This window comes from Vibrio nitrifigilis (assembly GCF_015686695.1).
GTDB classification, from domain to species: domain Bacteria; phylum Pseudomonadota; class Gammaproteobacteria; order Enterobacterales; family Vibrionaceae; genus Vibrio; species Vibrio nitrifigilis.
Map to the genome: position 1 here is coordinate 106047 of NZ_JADPMR010000003.1, position 15800 is coordinate 121846.

The 15800-nt window shown below is 43.0% G+C and carries 15 protein-coding genes; 6 read left to right on the plus strand and 9 right to left on the minus strand.

Annotated elements, in window-relative coordinates; all coding sequences use genetic code 11:
- Positions 1-35: 35 nt before the first annotated feature.
- Entirely contained in the window at positions 36-998 is a 963-nt protein-coding gene (locus I1A42_RS14355) for a D-2-hydroxyacid dehydrogenase (protein ID WP_196123888.1), read from the minus strand.
- Between the two features lie 42 nt (positions 999-1040).
- Positions 1041-1778 carry a bifunctional tRNA pseudouridine(32) synthase/23S rRNA pseudouridine(746) synthase RluA gene (gene rluA, locus I1A42_RS14360; protein ID WP_196123889.1) on the minus strand — a complete coding sequence of 246 codons (738 nt, stop codon included), beginning with the start codon at positions 1776-1778 and terminating at the stop codon, positions 1041-1043.
- 439 nt (positions 1779-2217) lie between these two features.
- Here rluA and I1A42_RS14365 point away from each other — a divergent pair, with 439 nt between their 5' ends.
- Positions 2218-3489 carry an NRAMP family divalent metal transporter gene (locus tag I1A42_RS14365; protein WP_161153713.1) on the plus strand — a complete coding sequence of 424 codons (1272 nt, stop codon included), beginning with the start codon at positions 2218-2220 and terminating at the stop codon, positions 3487-3489.
- Positions 3490-3565: 76 nt separating this feature from the next.
- Here I1A42_RS14365 and rapA read toward each other — a convergent pair whose 3' ends face one another.
- The gene (gene rapA / locus I1A42_RS14370) at positions 3566-6475 is read right to left on the minus strand and encodes an RNA polymerase-associated protein RapA (RefSeq protein ID WP_196123890.1); all 2910 of its coding nucleotides are present in this window, start codon (positions 6473-6475) and stop codon (positions 3566-3568) included.
- A 534-nt stretch (positions 6476-7009) separates the two neighbouring features.
- Here rapA and I1A42_RS14375 point away from each other — a divergent pair.
- The 5 genes from I1A42_RS14375 (at position 7010) to I1A42_RS14395 (ending at position 11672) form a co-directional block, all read left to right on the plus strand.
- Positions 7010-8386 (plus strand): PhoH family protein, encoded by a 1377-nt coding sequence (locus tag I1A42_RS14375; protein WP_196123891.1) that lies wholly within the window; start codon positions 7010-7012, stop codon positions 8384-8386.
- Positions 8387-8518: 132 nt separating this feature from the next.
- On the plus strand, positions 8519-9523 hold the full coding sequence (gene argF / locus I1A42_RS14380; protein WP_196123892.1) for an ornithine carbamoyltransferase: 1005 nt from the start codon (positions 8519-8521) through the stop codon (positions 9521-9523).
- Positions 9524-9789: 266 nt separating this feature from the next.
- Entirely contained in the window at positions 9790-10719 is a 930-nt protein-coding gene (gene pyrB, locus I1A42_RS14385) for an aspartate carbamoyltransferase (protein WP_161153709.1), read from the plus strand.
- A 14-nt stretch (positions 10720-10733) separates the two neighbouring features.
- Positions 10734-11195 carry an aspartate carbamoyltransferase regulatory subunit gene (gene pyrI / locus I1A42_RS14390; RefSeq protein WP_161153708.1) on the plus strand — a complete coding sequence of 154 codons (462 nt, stop codon included), beginning with the start codon at positions 10734-10736 and terminating at the stop codon, positions 11193-11195.
- An 87-nt stretch (positions 11196-11282) separates the two neighbouring features.
- The gene (locus I1A42_RS14395; RefSeq protein ID WP_161153707.1) at positions 11283-11672 is read left to right on the plus strand and encodes a RidA family protein; all 390 of its coding nucleotides are present in this window, start codon (positions 11283-11285) and stop codon (positions 11670-11672) included.
- A gap of 351 nt (positions 11673-12023) precedes the next feature.
- Here I1A42_RS14395 and I1A42_RS14400 read toward each other — a convergent pair whose 3' ends face one another.
- The 6 genes from I1A42_RS14400 to mlaD all read right to left on the minus strand — a co-directional run bounded on the left by I1A42_RS14400 (position 12024) and on the right by mlaD (position 15799).
- Positions 12024-12749 (minus strand): 1-acylglycerol-3-phosphate O-acyltransferase, encoded by a 726-nt coding sequence (locus I1A42_RS14400; protein WP_161153706.1) that lies wholly within the window; start codon positions 12747-12749, stop codon positions 12024-12026.
- A gap of 69 nt (positions 12750-12818) precedes the next feature.
- Positions 12819-14084 (minus strand): UDP-N-acetylglucosamine 1-carboxyvinyltransferase, encoded by a 1266-nt coding sequence (gene murA / locus I1A42_RS14405; RefSeq protein WP_196123893.1) that lies wholly within the window; start codon positions 14082-14084, stop codon positions 12819-12821.
- A gap of 9 nt (positions 14085-14093) precedes the next feature.
- Positions 14094-14348: a BolA family iron metabolism protein IbaG gene (gene ibaG / locus I1A42_RS14410; RefSeq protein ID WP_161153704.1), complete on the minus strand. Its 255-nt coding sequence runs from the start codon at positions 14346-14348 to the stop codon at positions 14094-14096.
- Positions 14341-14670, minus strand: a complete 330-nt coding sequence (locus I1A42_RS14415) for an STAS domain-containing protein (protein ID WP_196123894.1) — start codon at positions 14668-14670, stop codon at positions 14341-14343. Before I1A42_RS14415 ends, ibaG begins: the two co-directional genes overlap by 8 nt.
- Positions 14667-15305 carry a phospholipid-binding protein MlaC gene (gene mlaC, locus I1A42_RS14420; protein ID WP_161153702.1) on the minus strand — a complete coding sequence of 213 codons (639 nt, stop codon included), beginning with the start codon at positions 15303-15305 and terminating at the stop codon, positions 14667-14669. Before mlaC ends, I1A42_RS14415 begins: the two co-directional genes overlap by 4 nt.
- Positions 15305-15799 carry an outer membrane lipid asymmetry maintenance protein MlaD gene (mlaD, locus tag I1A42_RS14425; RefSeq protein ID WP_161153701.1) on the minus strand — a complete coding sequence of 165 codons (495 nt, stop codon included), beginning with the start codon at positions 15797-15799 and terminating at the stop codon, positions 15305-15307. Before mlaD ends, mlaC begins: the two co-directional genes overlap by 1 nt.
- Between the last annotated feature and the right edge of the window lies 1 nt (position 15800).

Below are 15800 nucleotides of genomic sequence, written 5' to 3' on the forward strand. Positions count from 1 at the left end.
AAATTGTCTAGCTCTTGAGGTGAATTAATCGGTAATTAGATAACGCGATTCTGTTCATGTCCTGAGAAATAACCATCAATATTATCGATTAAAATACCAACAAGCTTGGTGATAGCGGAATCACTGCCCCATGCCACATGAGGCGTCAATAATAGATTAGGTAACTGCGCATTCGCTATGAGCGGATTACCCTCATCCGCAGGTTCTTGACTAAAGACATCCACCCCAGCTCCAGCAATATATCCCTGTTCTAGTGCCTCAACAAGAGCACTCTCATCCACTAGCCCACCACGCCCGGTATTGATTAAAATGGCACTGGACTTCATCTGCGTGAATTCATCTCTACCAATCAAATTACGCGTCTGCTCCGTTAACGGGCAATGTAGGGTAAGAATATCAGCTTGCTGAAGAACATCCTGAAATGGCATGTAGCCAGAACGACATGTTGACGAATCTTTATGTTCAGCAAAGATAACCTTCATCCCCAATGCTTTAGCAAGCTGAGCCATGGCTTGTCCTAGCACGCCGCCACCAATAATACCTAGTGTTGAGCCTGCAATATCACCAATGGGGTGAGTGAAGAAACAAAACTGCTTATTACGTTGCCACTCGCCAGCCTCAATATCTTGATGGTACCCTTTCAGGTTACGCCTCAAAGCAAACATCATCGCAACAACATGTTCAGGAACACACTGAGTCGCATAACCTTGAATATTGGTTACAGCGATACCTTGAGCAGCACAATAGTCGAGATCGACATTATTTACTCCCGTCGCACACACCGCGATTAATTTGAGATCTGGGAGTTGGGACAAGATATCGGCATTAAGAACCACTTTATTGGAAATTAAGACCTGTGCACCTAGGCTGCGCTCTAAGGTTAATTCTGGACTCGTAAAATCATATTCTCGCCAAATATGATCCATTTTTAGTTGAGGGAGAATAATCTGCTCTGGAATCGTCGCTCTATCTAAAAAAACCACGGTAGGTTGTGACATCAATAGCTCCTTGCTTATTCACTCCCCACCGATTGTCATTCATTACGGGCGAGGGAGCGTTTTATAATCGGGTAATTGTCTCTCAGCATCAAAATGCTCGAAGATTTCTTCTCGTGCCTCTGGATAGAAATCACATGGAACGAATATGGAACGCAACCAATGACTGTGTGGATGGTAAAAACTCAGCTCTGCAGCATGTAATTCCAGCCGATGGGTAAAATCGATCGCTTCTTGGTGGGCGTAAAACTCATCACCAACAATAGGATGGCCGATCGCCAGCATGTGGACACGCAGTTGATGAGAACGTCCTGTTACCGGCAATAGACGTACGACAGAGGTTTGCGCTTCTTTTTTTACTACTTGGTAAATCGTCTTAGACGGTTTACCGTCTTCAAAACATACTTTTTGTTTTGGTCGATTAGGCCAATCACAAATCAAAGGGAGGTCGATCTCTCCTTCATCTTGTTCAGGATGTCCCCAAACGCGCGCATAGTAGATTTTATGAGTCAGACGATACTGAAACTGCTTCTTCAATGCAGATTCAGAATGTTTATCTTTGGCAAAGACCATTAATCCTGACGTAGACATGTCCAACCGATGTACCACTTGAATCTCTGGATACTCAGCCACTAATCGACTCCACATACTGTCATAGTGTTCTTCTAATCGACCAGGTACAGACAATAACCCCGATGGCTTGTTTACTGCAAGAATGTACTTATCTTCGTATACCACATCAATCCAAGGATCGGTCGGTGGATGATACTCAGTCATAGCCATGGCTGTTTACTCTTATTACAGGTTAAGGAAATAAAAACGCCGCATTATATACTTATCTACCTGACCAATACACTAGGTAACCCTCGCCTTATTAGCGCTATTTCAACACCAGAGAATCCCCCAACCTCAAACATCTCCCACCGTGAAAGCATCCCCACCACTGTAAAATATAATTTACAATCATCATATAAAACCTCGCATAAAAGGTTACCAACTCAACTTAAGCCTTCCATACCAGTGTGAAACGGCTCGAAAAAGTAGTTTATAACACCAAATATAGATATTTTTTAACATTAAATACTAATAAAAAATTTATTTTAGCCCAAGTGTACATATTGATTGACACTTTAGCTGAATATGTTTCAATCGTTCGCATCAAGATAGAAAAGAAGCTCTTTCAAAAGCTCTTGAGTCATGCAAAGAATGTAAAGGAATCCACATGGAGAATGCTGTTCCATACTCCACGCAAAAGCGCGGGGCTATTGCCAAAACTGTTCAATCTTTAGGGCCTGGTATTATGATGGCAGCCGCGGCTGTTGGGGGCTCACACCTTGTTGCCTCAACCAAAGCTGGTGCTATTTATGGTTGGCAACTTGCCATTCTTATCTTGCTGGTAAACCTATTTAAATATCCATTTTTCCGTGCTGGCGTTCAATTCACGATGGGCACCAACAAAAGTTTGGTTGAAGGGTACGCCAATATGGGTCGTCCATATTTATGGCTATTTTTCGTATTAAGTGCAGTGTCCGCTGTCGTTAACACAGCAGCATTACTGCTATTTACTGCCAGCTTGTTGAGCTACTTCATCCCTTTTCAGCTTTCCATGGGCACACTCAGCATCATTATTTTGATCACCTGCTTAGTCATTCTATTTGCAGGCCATTACAAGGCGCTTGATGCACTCTCAAAAATCATCATGGCGGTATTAACTATCAGTACCTTACTGGCACTAGTCTGTGCGGTAGGTAGTCCAGAACCGGCTCATGTTGTTACGGATACACCATCACCGTGGACAATGGCGGCAATCGGATTCTTAGTCGTGACAATGGGATGGATGCCAGCCCCAATTGAAGTAACGAGTATTACTTCGATGTGGTTAAAAAACCAATCTAAAGAAACCGAGGTGACCCCAAAATCCGCATTGTTTGATTTTAACGTCGGCTACATTAGTACTGCGTTACTGGCCCTAGTCTTTTTAGCCCTCGGAGCCATCGTATTACACGGAAATGGAGTGCCGTTAGCGAAATCGGGGGTTGGTTTTACCCACCAGTTAGTTGGCCTATATGCATCAACCATTGGTGAATGGTCACGCTACTTAATCGCTGTTATCGCATTTTTCTGTATCTTCGGTAGCACCATTACTGTTATTGATGGTTACTCCCGTGTTCTCAACGAATCACAACGATTGCTAACAAAAAAAGAAACGTCTTCTCAGAAAGCATTCCAAGGTTGGATGCTACTCGTGTCAGTACTTGCTGTCGCCATCGTATTGTTCTTCACGTCAGCACTACTACCAATGCTTAATTTCGCAATGATTTTAGCATTCATGACAACGCCAATCTTTGCTCTGTTGAACTACATTTTAGTGACTCGAACAGAGTTACCAAAAGCGCTCGCAGTCGGACCTAAATTAAAATCACTTTCTATACTGGGTCTGGTCTATCTATTTGGTTTTCTTGCCGTGTTTATTTGGTGGAAGTGGTTCCTATAAACCCTCAAAAAATAACAACCAACAAAAAAGGCCTTCGCTTAAAAACGAAGGCCTTTCTTTTATCATCACTTAAAGATTAATTATGCGAAACCACAATCAAACGGAGTGAATCTAATTGGTATTGAGCACGTGCAATAAAACCTGTTAACTCATTAATTTGCTCTTGCAATGCAGACACTTCTTCATCACGAATATTAGGATTAACCGCTTTCAATGCGACCATGCGCTCCAATTCACCGCGAAGTTGTGATTCCATTTCTTGTTGAGCTTGTTCACGAATTGCACCAATTTGAGCTTCAACTACTGGCGTACCACACTCAATCAAATCGTGAACTTGTGTTTGAACAGAAGACACTAGTTTACTTGCTAAATGACGATTCACTGGGCTCAATTGTCGATTGAAACCTTCAAACTCCACTTGAGATGACAAGTTATTACCTTTGCCATCCAATAGCACACGAATTGGTGTTGGTGGTAAGAATCGACCGATACCACTGCGTTTTGGTGCTTGAGCATCAACCACATACATTAACTCGAGCAAGATAGTACCAACAGGTAATGCTTTGTTTTTCAAGAGCGATACTGCAGATGTACCCACCCCTTCACTCATAAGCAGATCAATACCACCTAAGATCATTGGGTGTTCCCAGCTAATTAGCTGCACATCTTCACGAGCAAGCGCAGTTTCACGATCAAATGTCACCGTTGCTCCCTCGGTTGGTAACCCAGGATAACTCGATACCATCATGTGCTCTGTTGGATGCAGCACAATCGCGTTATCGCCACGATCATCTTGGTTAATTCCTACGGTATCAAACAGGCTAATCGCAAACGTGACTAGGTTAGTATCACCATCGGTTTGAGCAATTTGCTGAGCGATACGTTGCGCTTTTTCACCGCCATTAGAGTGCATTTCTAATAGACGATCACGACCTTGCTCCATCGCAGCTTTCAAGCCTTGATTCATTTCAGCGGATTGCTCAATGATTTCATCAAGCCCATCTGTACTTACCGCAGCCAATAACTCAATTAATTGCTCGCTGAACTTATCATAAACCATACGTCCGGTAGGACAGGTTTCAGAAAAGGCATTCAGCCCCTCATCAAACCAGCGCGCTAAAATTTCTTGCGCAGTGCCTTTTAAGTAAGGGACATAAATATCAATGTCTTGCGTTTGACCAATACGGTCTAAACGGCCAATACGTTGCTCTAAAAGATCAGGGTTAAACGGTAAATCGAACATGACCAATTGGTTAGCGAACTGGAAGTTGCGACCTTCTGAACCGATTTCACTACAAATTAGAACTTGAGCACCGCCCTCTTCCTGAGCAAAATAAGCGGCGGCTTTATCACGCTCTAGAATAGACATGCCTTCATGGAAGACAGTGGCTCGGATACCTTCACGTTCACGTAGAGCTTGCTCTAATTGCAGCGCAGTGCTTGCTCGAGAGGCGATGACAAGAATCTTATCACTGCGTTTTTCTTTAATCTTCTCAAGTAACCAGTTCACTCGTGAATCGAACTGCCACCAGCTAGAATCTTCCCCTTCAAATTCTTGGAAGATCTCCTCTGGATAAAGCATTTTTATAGCCCGAGCTTCCGGTGCCATTTTACCACCCAACATACCCGCCACACGCATGGCAGTAGAGTATTGCGTAGGAATATCCATCGGTAACAAATGTAGATTACGCTGTGGGAACCCTTTCACTCCTGAGCGTGTATTACGGAATAAAACACGTCCAGTCCCGTGACGATCCATGAGGTTATCAATCAGATCCTGACGAGCAGTTGCTTTTTCTTCTTCGCTGGCATGACTTTCTAACACGCTAAAAATAGGAGCTAGATCTTTATCTCGTAAAAGGCCACTTATTTGATCTTTTTCTTCTATCGATAGTGTATTACCAGATAACAGCGCGGTTACCGCATTAGCCACTGGTGCGTATTTTTCTTCCTCTTCAACAAAGGCGTCGTAGTCATAAAAACGGTCTGGATCTAGAATACGTAAACGTGCAAAGTGACTCTCACGCCCTAACTGTTCAGGCGTTGCGGTTAAAAGTAGTACTCCGGGCGTTTTCTCAGCCAGCGCTTCAACCACTTGGTATTCTCGACTTGGCTTATCTTGGCTCCACTCTAAGTGATGAGCCTCATCCACCACCAATAGGTCCCAATCAGCATCTAATGCTTGCTCAAGACGACGGCGACTTTTACGAAGAAAATCTAAAGAACACAGCACATATTGTTGGGTATCAAATGGATTATCCGCTTCAGCGAACGCTTCAACACAACGCTCTTCATCAAAAATAGAGAAATGAAGATTAAAACGGCGCATCATTTCTACGAGCCACTGATGCTGCAGAGTTTCAGGCACTACGATCAAAATTCGTTCAGCACGACCCGCTAATACTTGTTGGTGGATGATCATCCCCGCTTCAATCGTTTTACCTAATCCCACTTCATCGGCTAATAAAACGCGCGGCGCATGGCGACGTCCTACTTCATGAGCAATATAAAGCTGATGAGGAATCAAACCAGCACGCATGCCGCACAAACCACGCATTGGGCTTTTTTGTTGCTGATACTGATTATTTAGCGCGTGATAACGCAGAACGAAGTTATCCATACGATCGATCTGACCGGCGAACAACTTATCTTGCGGTTTATTAAAACGAATTTGATGACTCAAAAAGATTTCACGTAACGCAACATTCTCTTCTTGCGTATCTTGGCGAACACCGACGTAAGTGATTACACCTTGATCTTCATTGACTTCTTTTACTTCAAGAGACCAGCCTTCTTGACTGTCTACGACATCACCTACATTAAAGGCAACACGTGTTACTGGGGAATCGTTACGCGCATAAACTCGGTTTTCTTCTGATGCAGCAAACATCAATGTTACCGTTCGAGCATCCATCGCTACCACTGTCCCTAAACCTAAATCGCTTTCCGTATCGCTTATCCAGCGTTGCCCTAAAGCAAAAGTCATGAATCGACTACCTCATTAATTTTGGATTGGATATACCTAAGTAACCTATAACCGTTCTATTTCGAAGGCCGTTGGTTCTCGTTAAACCGATTGAATGAGAGATTGAATCTCACCTAAAAAGTCACTTGGGTATACGATTATATTATTCTGCTGTTCGAACCACATCTAAAGAATGCTAATTATGACGTGTCCCGAAGAGCTGTGTAGAAAAGGCCGCTAATCTTACTCGAAGGCGTGATACAGGTCACGAGCAAACCATCATAATCCTTAAGTTTTTTCAACTTTTGATGCTTGACATAAAACTGTAAAACTTTGATGGCATTTCTAACATTGTTGCTATACTGATTTTTAGATGGCGACCATTCAACAGGAAAGTTGGCACAGTGTCTGCTTATCTAAACAGTGAAGTATCAAATTGGGTTTGCAGTAAGTCGTCAAGTGATCGAGAGCCTACCCTATGCGCAAGAGCACTTAGCGACTGTCATGCAAACAACCTTTGCATAGCAAGGCTACATTAGTAGCAAGGAGACGCTTATGGGCGATACCGATCGGAAACTGTTTGTACTGGATACCAATATCCTGCTCCATGAACCTCAAGCTATTTACTCCTTCCAAGAACATGATGTGGTCATACCCATGACCGTCCTCGAAGAACTAGACCGAATCAAAGACAGTAAACGTGACGTTGCAAGGGACGCCCGAGTTGCGATTCGTTCTTTAGAAAATTTATTCCACGATGCCACACCGGATGAAATTACCGAGGGCATTCCCTTAAACAAACAGAGTAACACCACCGGATCGATATCGATTCTTGCCGATTATGAACTGGTTGATACCTTTAAAGCCTTTACCGATAAAGAAGGCGATAATCGTATTTTAAATGCTGTTTTATATTTGCAAAATAAACGCGCCCCTCGCCCCGTTGTTTTGGTCACCAAAGACATAAACATGCGCTTACGGGCCAAAGGTGCAGGAGTCCTGTTTGTTGAGGACTACCGCACTGACCAACTGATTGATGACGTTCAATACCTAACCAAGGGATTTCAGACACGCCCAGGAGCTTTTTGGGATAGCGTGAATGACGTTAATAGCCATACACTCGATGGCCATACCTTCCATACTTTAGACCGTGAACCTTTTGACCCTACATACATCAATCAATATGTGATTGATGAAGACAGTGACTTTGCAGCGAGGGTAGAAAGAATTCACGATGATAAACTCACCTTACGCGACATGAGTCGTGAACGAATGATGCATCGCAAAGCTTGGGACATCACCCCGAAAAACATCTATCAAGCGATGGCGTTAGATGCACTGCTTGACCCTGACATCGATTTAGTCATCTTAACGGGAGCGGCTGGCAGCGGTAAAACTCTGCTTGCTATGGCAGCAGCACTCGAACAGACGGTTGAAAAAAACCGTTTCGATAAAATCATTGTCACACGTAATACCCCAGACATCGGTGAATCTATCGGTTTCTTACCAGGCACAGAGGAAGAGAAAATGCTGCCGTGGTTAGCATCTGTGACCGATACATTAGAGGCGCTCCACAAGCACGATCACTGTACAGAGGGATCACTCAAATACATTTGCGATAAAGCCAATATTCAATTTAAATCCGTCAACTTTATGCGAGGTCGTTCAATTCAAGATGCGTTTGTACTTCTCGATGAATGCCAGAATTTAACTGCTTCACAAATCAAAACCATCATCACGCGTTGTGGTGAAGGCACCAAAATTGTCTGTTCGGGTAACCTTGCCCAAATAGACTCCCACTATCTAACCCCTGTTACGTCAGGGCTAACTTACATGGTTGAACGCTTCAAAAACTTCGAAGGTAGTGCCAACATCCACCTCAATGGAGTTGTACGCAGTCGCCTAGCTGAGTTTGCTGAAGAGAATTTATAAGCATCAAAGGCGAGATACACTCGAAATATCTCGCCTTTATTTAAAATAAATATTCACTTTTGCAGCATTTATATGTTTTACTAGCCATATTCTTTTCTCGTAACGATTTACCTTGCATCTAAGGACTGGGATATGGCTTTCAATTTACGTAATCGCAATTTCCTTAAGTTATTGGATTTCTCTGCAAAAGAAATTCAATTCTTGCTCGATCTCTCTGCCCAATTAAAACAAGCAAAATACACTGGCACAGAGCAAAAAAATCTCTTGGGTAAAAATATTGCCCTTATCTTTGAAAAGTCCTCTACCCGAACACGATGCGCTTTTGAAGTTGCTGCACACGACCAAGGTGCACAAGTCTCTTACCTTGGCCCATCTGGCTCGCAAATTGGCCATAAAGAATCAATGAAAGACACGGCTCGTGTTCTTGGTCGTATGTATGATGGCATTCAATACCGCGGTTATGGACAGGACATTGTCGAAGAGCTTGGCGCTCATGCTGGCGTTCCCGTTTGGAACGGCTTAACTGATGAGTTTCACCCAACGCAAATTTTGGCTGATTTCTTGACGATGCAAGAACACAGCCGAGGTAAACACTTACATCAAATTAAGTTTGCTTACCTTGGCGATGCGCGCAATAACATGGGTAACTCACTGATGGTTGGCGCAGCCCAAATGGGGATGGACATCCGCTTAGTTGCACCAAAAGCGTACTGGCCTGAAGAGCATTTGGTGCAAGAGTGCCTAGAAATCGCACAAAAGACTGGGGCAAAAATCACCTTAACTGAAGATGTAAAAGACGGTGTGCTCGGTTGTGATTTTCTTTATACCGATGTTTGGGTTTCGATGGGAGAAGCTCCAGAAGCATGGGACGAACGTGTTGCTGTCATGAAACCGTATCAGATTAATATGGATGTGATTAAAGCCACAGGTAACCCTAATGTGAAATTTATGCACTGCTTACCTGCATTCCATGATGATCAAACGACAATTGGCAAACAAGTCGCTGAAAAATATGGAATGAATGGGTTAGAAGTAACAGATGATGTTTTCGAATCTGATTATTCTATCGTGTTTGATGAAGCAGAGAACCGTATGCACACGATTAAAGCCGTGATGGTTGCAACACTAGGTCTCTGATTTACGCCACAACAAGTTGCACAATTTTCCCCAAAAATGATGTGATGTAATCGCTTGCACTCATCAAACTTAGGGGTATAATGCCGAGCAATTTGTCTAAGGGGTAGCCAATGAAATTCACCGTTACAGTGCTCAATGCACCCGTAAATTTCCGTAAGCATCATTGCTTACGTGGCGTTATTTTTCCTCTTGATGATCATTAATTATTAAGCCTCCCAGATCGGGGGGCTTTTTTATGGCTGTTGGAAAAGATAGGGATAAAGATCATGGCGAACTCGCTGTATAAAAAACACATCATCTCCATTTCTGAGCTGTCGCGTGCAGAGCTGGAATTGATCGTAAATACCGCTGGAAAATTGAAAGCTCAGCCAAATCCTGAATTGATTAAAAATAAGGTAGTGGCAAGCTGCTTCTTTGAACCATCCACTCGTACGCGCTTATCTTTTGAGACTGCGATTCAACGTATCGGCGGAAATGTCATAGGATTTGATAACGGTGGTAATACATCGCTAGCAAAGAAAGGGGAAACACTTTCTGATTCCGTACAAGTGATTTCTAACTATGTTGATGCCTTTGTCATGCGCCATCCTCAAGAAGGTGCGGCACGTCTTGCATCAGAATTTTCACATGGCGTTCCTGTAATTAATGCCGGTGACGGTTCAAACCAACACCCATCTCAAACGCTATTAGACTTATTTACCATCTATGAGACTCAAGGTCGCTTAGATGATTTGAATGTGGCCTTTGTCGGCGATCTAAAATATGGCCGTACAGTGCACTCACTGACTCAAGCCCTATCTAAATTCAACAATATCCGCTTTTATTTCATCGCACCAGAGGCACTCGCGATGCCTGATTACATTTGTGAAGAATTGGATGAAGCCGGTATTCAATACAGCCTACATACCGATATGGAGAGCGTGATTCCTGACTTAGATATTTTGTACATGACTCGCGTGCAAAAAGAACGCTTTGATGAATCAGAATATGCTCATATCAAATCTGCTTATGTACTGACAGCAGCGCACCTAGAAAATGCTCGCGAGAACATGAAAGTACTTCACCCACTACCACGTGTTGATGAAATCACGACAGACGTAGATAAAACACCACATGCTTACTTCTTCCAACAAGCAGGTAATGGTGTATTTGCACGCGAAGCATTACTTGCACTTGTTCTTAATGAGTCACTTTAAGGAGCACTGGAATCATGATTAAACAAAACCAACTACAAGTAGAAGCCATTAAAAATGGTACCGTTATCGACCATATTCCAGCAAAAGTTGGGATCAAAGTGCTGAAGCTATTTGATATGCATAACTCTAATCAGAAGGTAACGATTGGTTTAAATCTACCGTCTTCTGCATTAGGGAGTAAAGACCTCCTTAAAATTGAAAATGTGTTTATCACGGAAGAGCAAGCGAGCAAACTGGCGCTATACGCACCTCACGCAACCGTAAACCGCATCGAAAATTACGAAGTAGTGAAAAAACTTCCTCTCGAACTACCAGAACATATTAATGATGTATTTGCTTGTCCAAACAGTAACTGTATTTCTCATAATGAACCGGTAGAAAGCAGCTTTTCAGTACAAGAAAAAGGCCACGATATTCGCCTTAAATGTAAATACTGTGAGAAAGTTTTCGACCGCGACATAGTCGCAGATCGTTAACGCTAAATATGTTCTTCCCTCTTTACCTTCACCGGAAGACAGGGCAAACTGAACATAGATTTTTCAGTAACTAATGGAACAGTAACAATGACTAAAGTACTACATACGGATTCTGCACCAGCAGCAATTGGCCCATACGTTCAAGGCGTTGATTTAGGTAATATGGTAATGACTTCTGGACAAATTCCAGTTAACCCAGCAACGGGTGAAGTCGCAGCTGATATTGCAACGCAAGCTCGTCAATCTCTTGATAACGTTAAAGCAGTAGTAGAAGCTTCTGGTCTGACTGTTAGTGATATCGTTAAAATGACTGTATTCGTTAAAGATTTGGGTGACTTTGGTACAGTTAACGAAGTCTACGGTAAGTTTTTCGATGAGCACGATGTAGCGAACTACCCTGCTCGCTCTTGTGTTGAGGTTGCTCGCCTACCAAAAGATGTGGGTATCGAAATTGAAGCGATTGCAGTACGTAAATAATCAATATACCCAAATGACCTCAAGATGCAGGATTCAGAGCTTCATCAACGAGCCTAGGTCAAGCTCAATCACGGCAGGAATGGTCATTCCCTTTCAACGTGATTGGGCGCAGAAATAGGTTTGTTGATGAGCTCCCAGAGGGCGAGTTTTATTCGCTCCTAGGCGGTGTTACTGATTTTCAACGTAGAATCACTATGTCTTCAAATCAGTGCCTTGCCTAAGAGCGAATACATTCTCGCTGAAACAACATCTTGAGGTTACTTGGGTATAGTTACGTATACCAAATAAAAGAAAGGGTTGCTTATGCAACCCTTTCTTATAACAATACTTTCTAGAAACATAGCAACAATATTATTTGCGATTGAGCTCTTCCACTTCTGCATCTAACTCAGCCAATTTTTGCTTCATCAGATCATGACATTGATTTGCTAATTTACGCACATCTTCTTTGCCACAATTTTCAGTGCTAATCGGCGGCAACATTTCAATGATGACATGGCCATTGTTCCAACGATTCAATTTCAACTTATTCGTTGAACTGCACACAATTGGCGCGATCGGTACACCTGCTCCAATTGCCGCATGAAAAGCGCCGGTTTTAAATGGTAATAAGCCTCGACCACGTGAGCGAGTACCTTCAGGGAACATCCACACCGATACTTTGCTATTTTTAATACTTTTAACAACTTGATCAATGGTGCCTTTTGCCTTGGCTTTATTTGCACGGTCAATCAATATGTTGCCAGACAACCAATACAATTGGCCAAATAATGGCAGGTAAGCAAGGCTTTTTTTACCAACAGTAACGACATTAGGCGTTACTGCTCTAGATACAGTAAACATATCCCAGTTACTTTGGTGGTTAGCAATATAGATATGTTGACCACGTTGATAAATATCGTCTGGCGCGCGGAAAATAATTTTAATACCAAAAACGGGAGCCATTGCAGAGAATAGCCGGCCGAAGGTGAATACATGTTTTGGATTACGAGGGCTAAGCAAGCAATAGGCACAGCCAAAGATAAACATGACGATAGCAAATAACGCTACGACTATTACACGAATGAGTGCGATCATCGAAATCTCCAAAGGAGCTAAAATAAAAAAGCCGAAACACTCGGTTTCGGCCCGTAGAATAGTGAGATTCTAACTTGCTTCACTGATACGCTCAATATTTGCGCCCAATGCCGACAGTTTATCCTCGATTTTTTCGTATCCTCGATCGATATGATAAATACGATCGACGATAGTTTCACCCTTAGCAATACACCCAGCAATCACTAAACTCGCTGACGCACGCAAATCTGTCGCCATGACTTGAGCTCCGCTTAAACGCTCAACATCACCACAAATAACAGTATTACCTTCAATTTCTGCTTTAGCGCCCATACGCATCAGTTCAGGAACATGCATAAAACGATTTTCAAAAATGGTTTCGGTAATAACGCCACTACCTTTTGCAATCATATTAAGTAGCGTAAATTGTGCTTGCATATCAGTTGGAAAGCCAGGATGCGGCGCAGTACGGACAGTCACAGCCTTTAGCTCTCGTTCGGTCATGTCTAAGCTAATCCAACGGTCACCCGTTTCGATGTTAGCGCCCGCTTCCTCTAGCTTAGACAGCACAGCTTCAAGAAGGTGTGCATCGGTATTACGGCATACAATTTTACCTTTTGACACAGCAGCCGCCACGAGGAATGTACCAGTTTCAATACGATCAGGCACTACTTCGTGTTTACCACCACCAAGACGTTCAACCCCTTCAATGGTGATTGTATCAGTCCCAGCTCCTGAAACTTTAGCTCCAAGCTGGTTTAAAAATTCTGCTGTATCAACGATTTCAGGCTCACGAGCCGCATTGTCTAATACCGTTTTGCCTTCAGCCAGAGTTGCCGCACACATAATGGTGATCGTAGCGCCGACTGAGACTTTATCCATCACAATATGAGCGCCTTTTAGACGACCATCTACTTCAGCTTTGACATAGCCATCTTCGAGTGTGATCGTGGCACCTAGCTGCTCTAAACCATGGATGTGTAAATCGACAGGTCGGGCTCCGATAGCACAGCCACCAGGTAAAGACACCTGACCTTCACCGAAACGCGCTACAAGAGGACCTAAGGCCCAAATAGACGCACGCATCGTTTTGACTAAATCATAAGGCGCACATAACTGATCAATGCCGCTTGCATCAACATGCACAGAACCATTACGTGTCACTTTCGCACCAAGGCGCTTAAGCAACTCCATAGTGGTGTCGATGTCGCGTAAATGAGGTACGTTAGCAACCTCTACTGGCTCTTCAGCCAAGATAGACGCAAACAAAATCGGTAGTGCAGCATTTTTTGCACCAGAAATGGTCACTTCACCTTGCAGTGGAGCGGTAGAACCAATAACTCGAAACTTTTCCATTAACAAACCTTACAGCGACATCAATTTCTTATCGCGAGCCCACTCGTCTGGGGTAAACGCTTTGATGGATACTGCGTGAATATCATTACGTTGAATGTACTCCATTAATGGAGCATAAATCAGTTGCTGTTTTTTCACACGGCTCATACCATCAAAACACATATCTACAGCAACCACTTCGTAGTGACTGCCTTCTCCCTTCACGTGAATCTCTTGAAGATTGAGTGCTTGTTCTAATATCTGTTTTACTTGTGAGCTATCCACAATTCACCCCTGCTGAATTCTCGATGTGTTGAGCCATCATTGGTTCGATGTTACTCAGTTGGAACAAAGTGCTCAGTTGTTCTGGCACAGAACTCAACATTATATGACAGTTTTTCTGTTTTGCATGCTCTATTAAGTGAATTAGCATTACCATACCTGCAGAATCGATACGTGAAACGGATTCTAGTGATACATCTAGTTGCTTAGAACTAGGTGTCCAACCGCTTAATTCACGCCATAACTCTGGCACAGTATCGCGATCTAAATCACCGCTCAGCAATACTTGCTGAGCGTTTGCTATTTGCCATTGAGGGTGACTCATTTGGACTTACTCTCAAAATGAATCGGTTGATCTGCCAAGTGTTGTAGATCTTTCGCAACGGACGCAATGCCTTCACGGCGGATTTTACTACTCCACTCAGAGCGCTTACTTGAAAGCAAACTTACGCCTTCAGCGATCATGTCATACGCTTTCCATTCTCCCGACTTTTCTTTGCGAAGTTGAAACTGTAAATGGATATCAGGACGAGGTGTATCAACAATATTTAATTTAACACTGGTAATACGACGATCATCTGGCACTTCAGACTCAGGGCCAAATTGAATCGTTTGATCCGTATATTGTGTCAGTACTTGAGCATAATTTGTTACGAGATAAGCACGAAATGCAGTAATAAAGGCTTCAACATCATCATGTTTAGCTCCGCGTAAATTAGGGCCCAATAACTTTAACGCCGCATATTTAGCATTCACATAAGGCATCAGTTCTTCTTCAACAATCTGTTTTAGATACTGAGGATCTTGGTGAATTTTAGTCTGCTCATTTTTCAAACGTGCAAACGCTTGAGTAGCGACTTGCTTCATCATGGTATAAGGATGCGTTTGGTCGACCTCTTGCGAATGTACCGCCCAAGAAAGAACCAAACTCAACATGAGAACGAAGTATCGTTTCAACATTATTTATCCCCGTCTTTATTGTCTTTATCACCAGCGCTATATAAGAACTGGCCAATGAGATCTTCAAGAACCAAAGCTGATTTGGTGTCTTCTATGCGATCGCCATCTTTCAGCATAGTGCCTTCATCTTCGTAAACAAAACCAGGAACTAGACCTATGTATTGTTCACCAATCAATCCTGATGTCAGAATTTTTGCGCTCGAATTATCAGGGAATTGATTGTACTGCTCGTCAATATCCATTGTCACCAGAGGCAACATCGACTTTTTATCCAACGAAATCGCAGCAACTCGTCCCACAACAACGCCACCCACTTTAACTGGTGAACGGACTTTTAGTGTTCCGATATTGTCAAACTCCGCCGTTAAGGTGTAAGTATCATTACTTCCAAGTCCTTTCACGTCAGCGACTTGAAAAATCATTACTAGGATTGCGCAAATTCCTGCCAAGACAAAACCGCCAACCCATAATTCTAGTTTTCGCGTTTGTTGCATG

Excerpts from the sequence above, each read along its gene's own strand:
- I1A42_RS14355 (WP_196123888.1), bottom strand. The coding sequence starts at position 998 with ATGTCACAACCTACCGTGGTTTTTTTAGATAGAGCGACGATTCCAGAG.
- rluA (WP_196123889.1), bottom strand. The coding sequence starts at position 1,778 with ATGGCTATGACTGAGTATCATCCACCGACCGATCCTTGGATTGATGTG.
- I1A42_RS14365 (WP_161153713.1), top strand. The coding sequence starts at position 2,218 with ATGGAGAATGCTGTTCCATACTCCACGCAAAAGCGCGGGGCTATTGCC.
- rapA (WP_196123890.1), bottom strand. The coding sequence starts at position 6,475 with ATGACTTTTGCTTTAGGGCAACGCTGGATAAGCGATACGGAAAGCGAT.
- I1A42_RS14375 (WP_196123891.1), top strand. The coding sequence starts at position 7,010 with ATGGGCGATACCGATCGGAAACTGTTTGTACTGGATACCAATATCCTG.
- argF (WP_196123892.1), top strand. The coding sequence starts at position 8,519 with ATGGCTTTCAATTTACGTAATCGCAATTTCCTTAAGTTATTGGATTTC.
- pyrB (WP_161153709.1), top strand. The coding sequence starts at position 9,790 with ATGGCGAACTCGCTGTATAAAAAACACATCATCTCCATTTCTGAGCTG.
- pyrI (WP_161153708.1), top strand. The coding sequence starts at position 10,734 with ATGATTAAACAAAACCAACTACAAGTAGAAGCCATTAAAAATGGTACC.
- I1A42_RS14395 (WP_161153707.1), top strand. The coding sequence starts at position 11,283 with ATGACTAAAGTACTACATACGGATTCTGCACCAGCAGCAATTGGCCCA.
- I1A42_RS14400 (WP_161153706.1), bottom strand. The coding sequence starts at position 12,749 with ATGATCGCACTCATTCGTGTAATAGTCGTAGCGTTATTTGCTATCGTC.
- murA (WP_196123893.1), bottom strand. The coding sequence starts at position 14,084 with ATGGAAAAGTTTCGAGTTATTGGTTCTACCGCTCCACTGCAAGGTGAA.
- I1A42_RS14415 (WP_196123894.1), bottom strand. The coding sequence starts at position 14,670 with ATGAGTCACCCTCAATGGCAAATAGCAAACGCTCAGCAAGTATTGCTG.
- mlaC (WP_161153702.1), bottom strand. The coding sequence starts at position 15,305 with ATGTTGAAACGATACTTCGTTCTCATGTTGAGTTTGGTTCTTTCTTGG.
- mlaD (WP_161153701.1), bottom strand. The coding sequence starts at position 15,799 with ATGCAACAAACGCGAAAACTAGAATTATGGGTTGGCGGTTTTGTCTTG.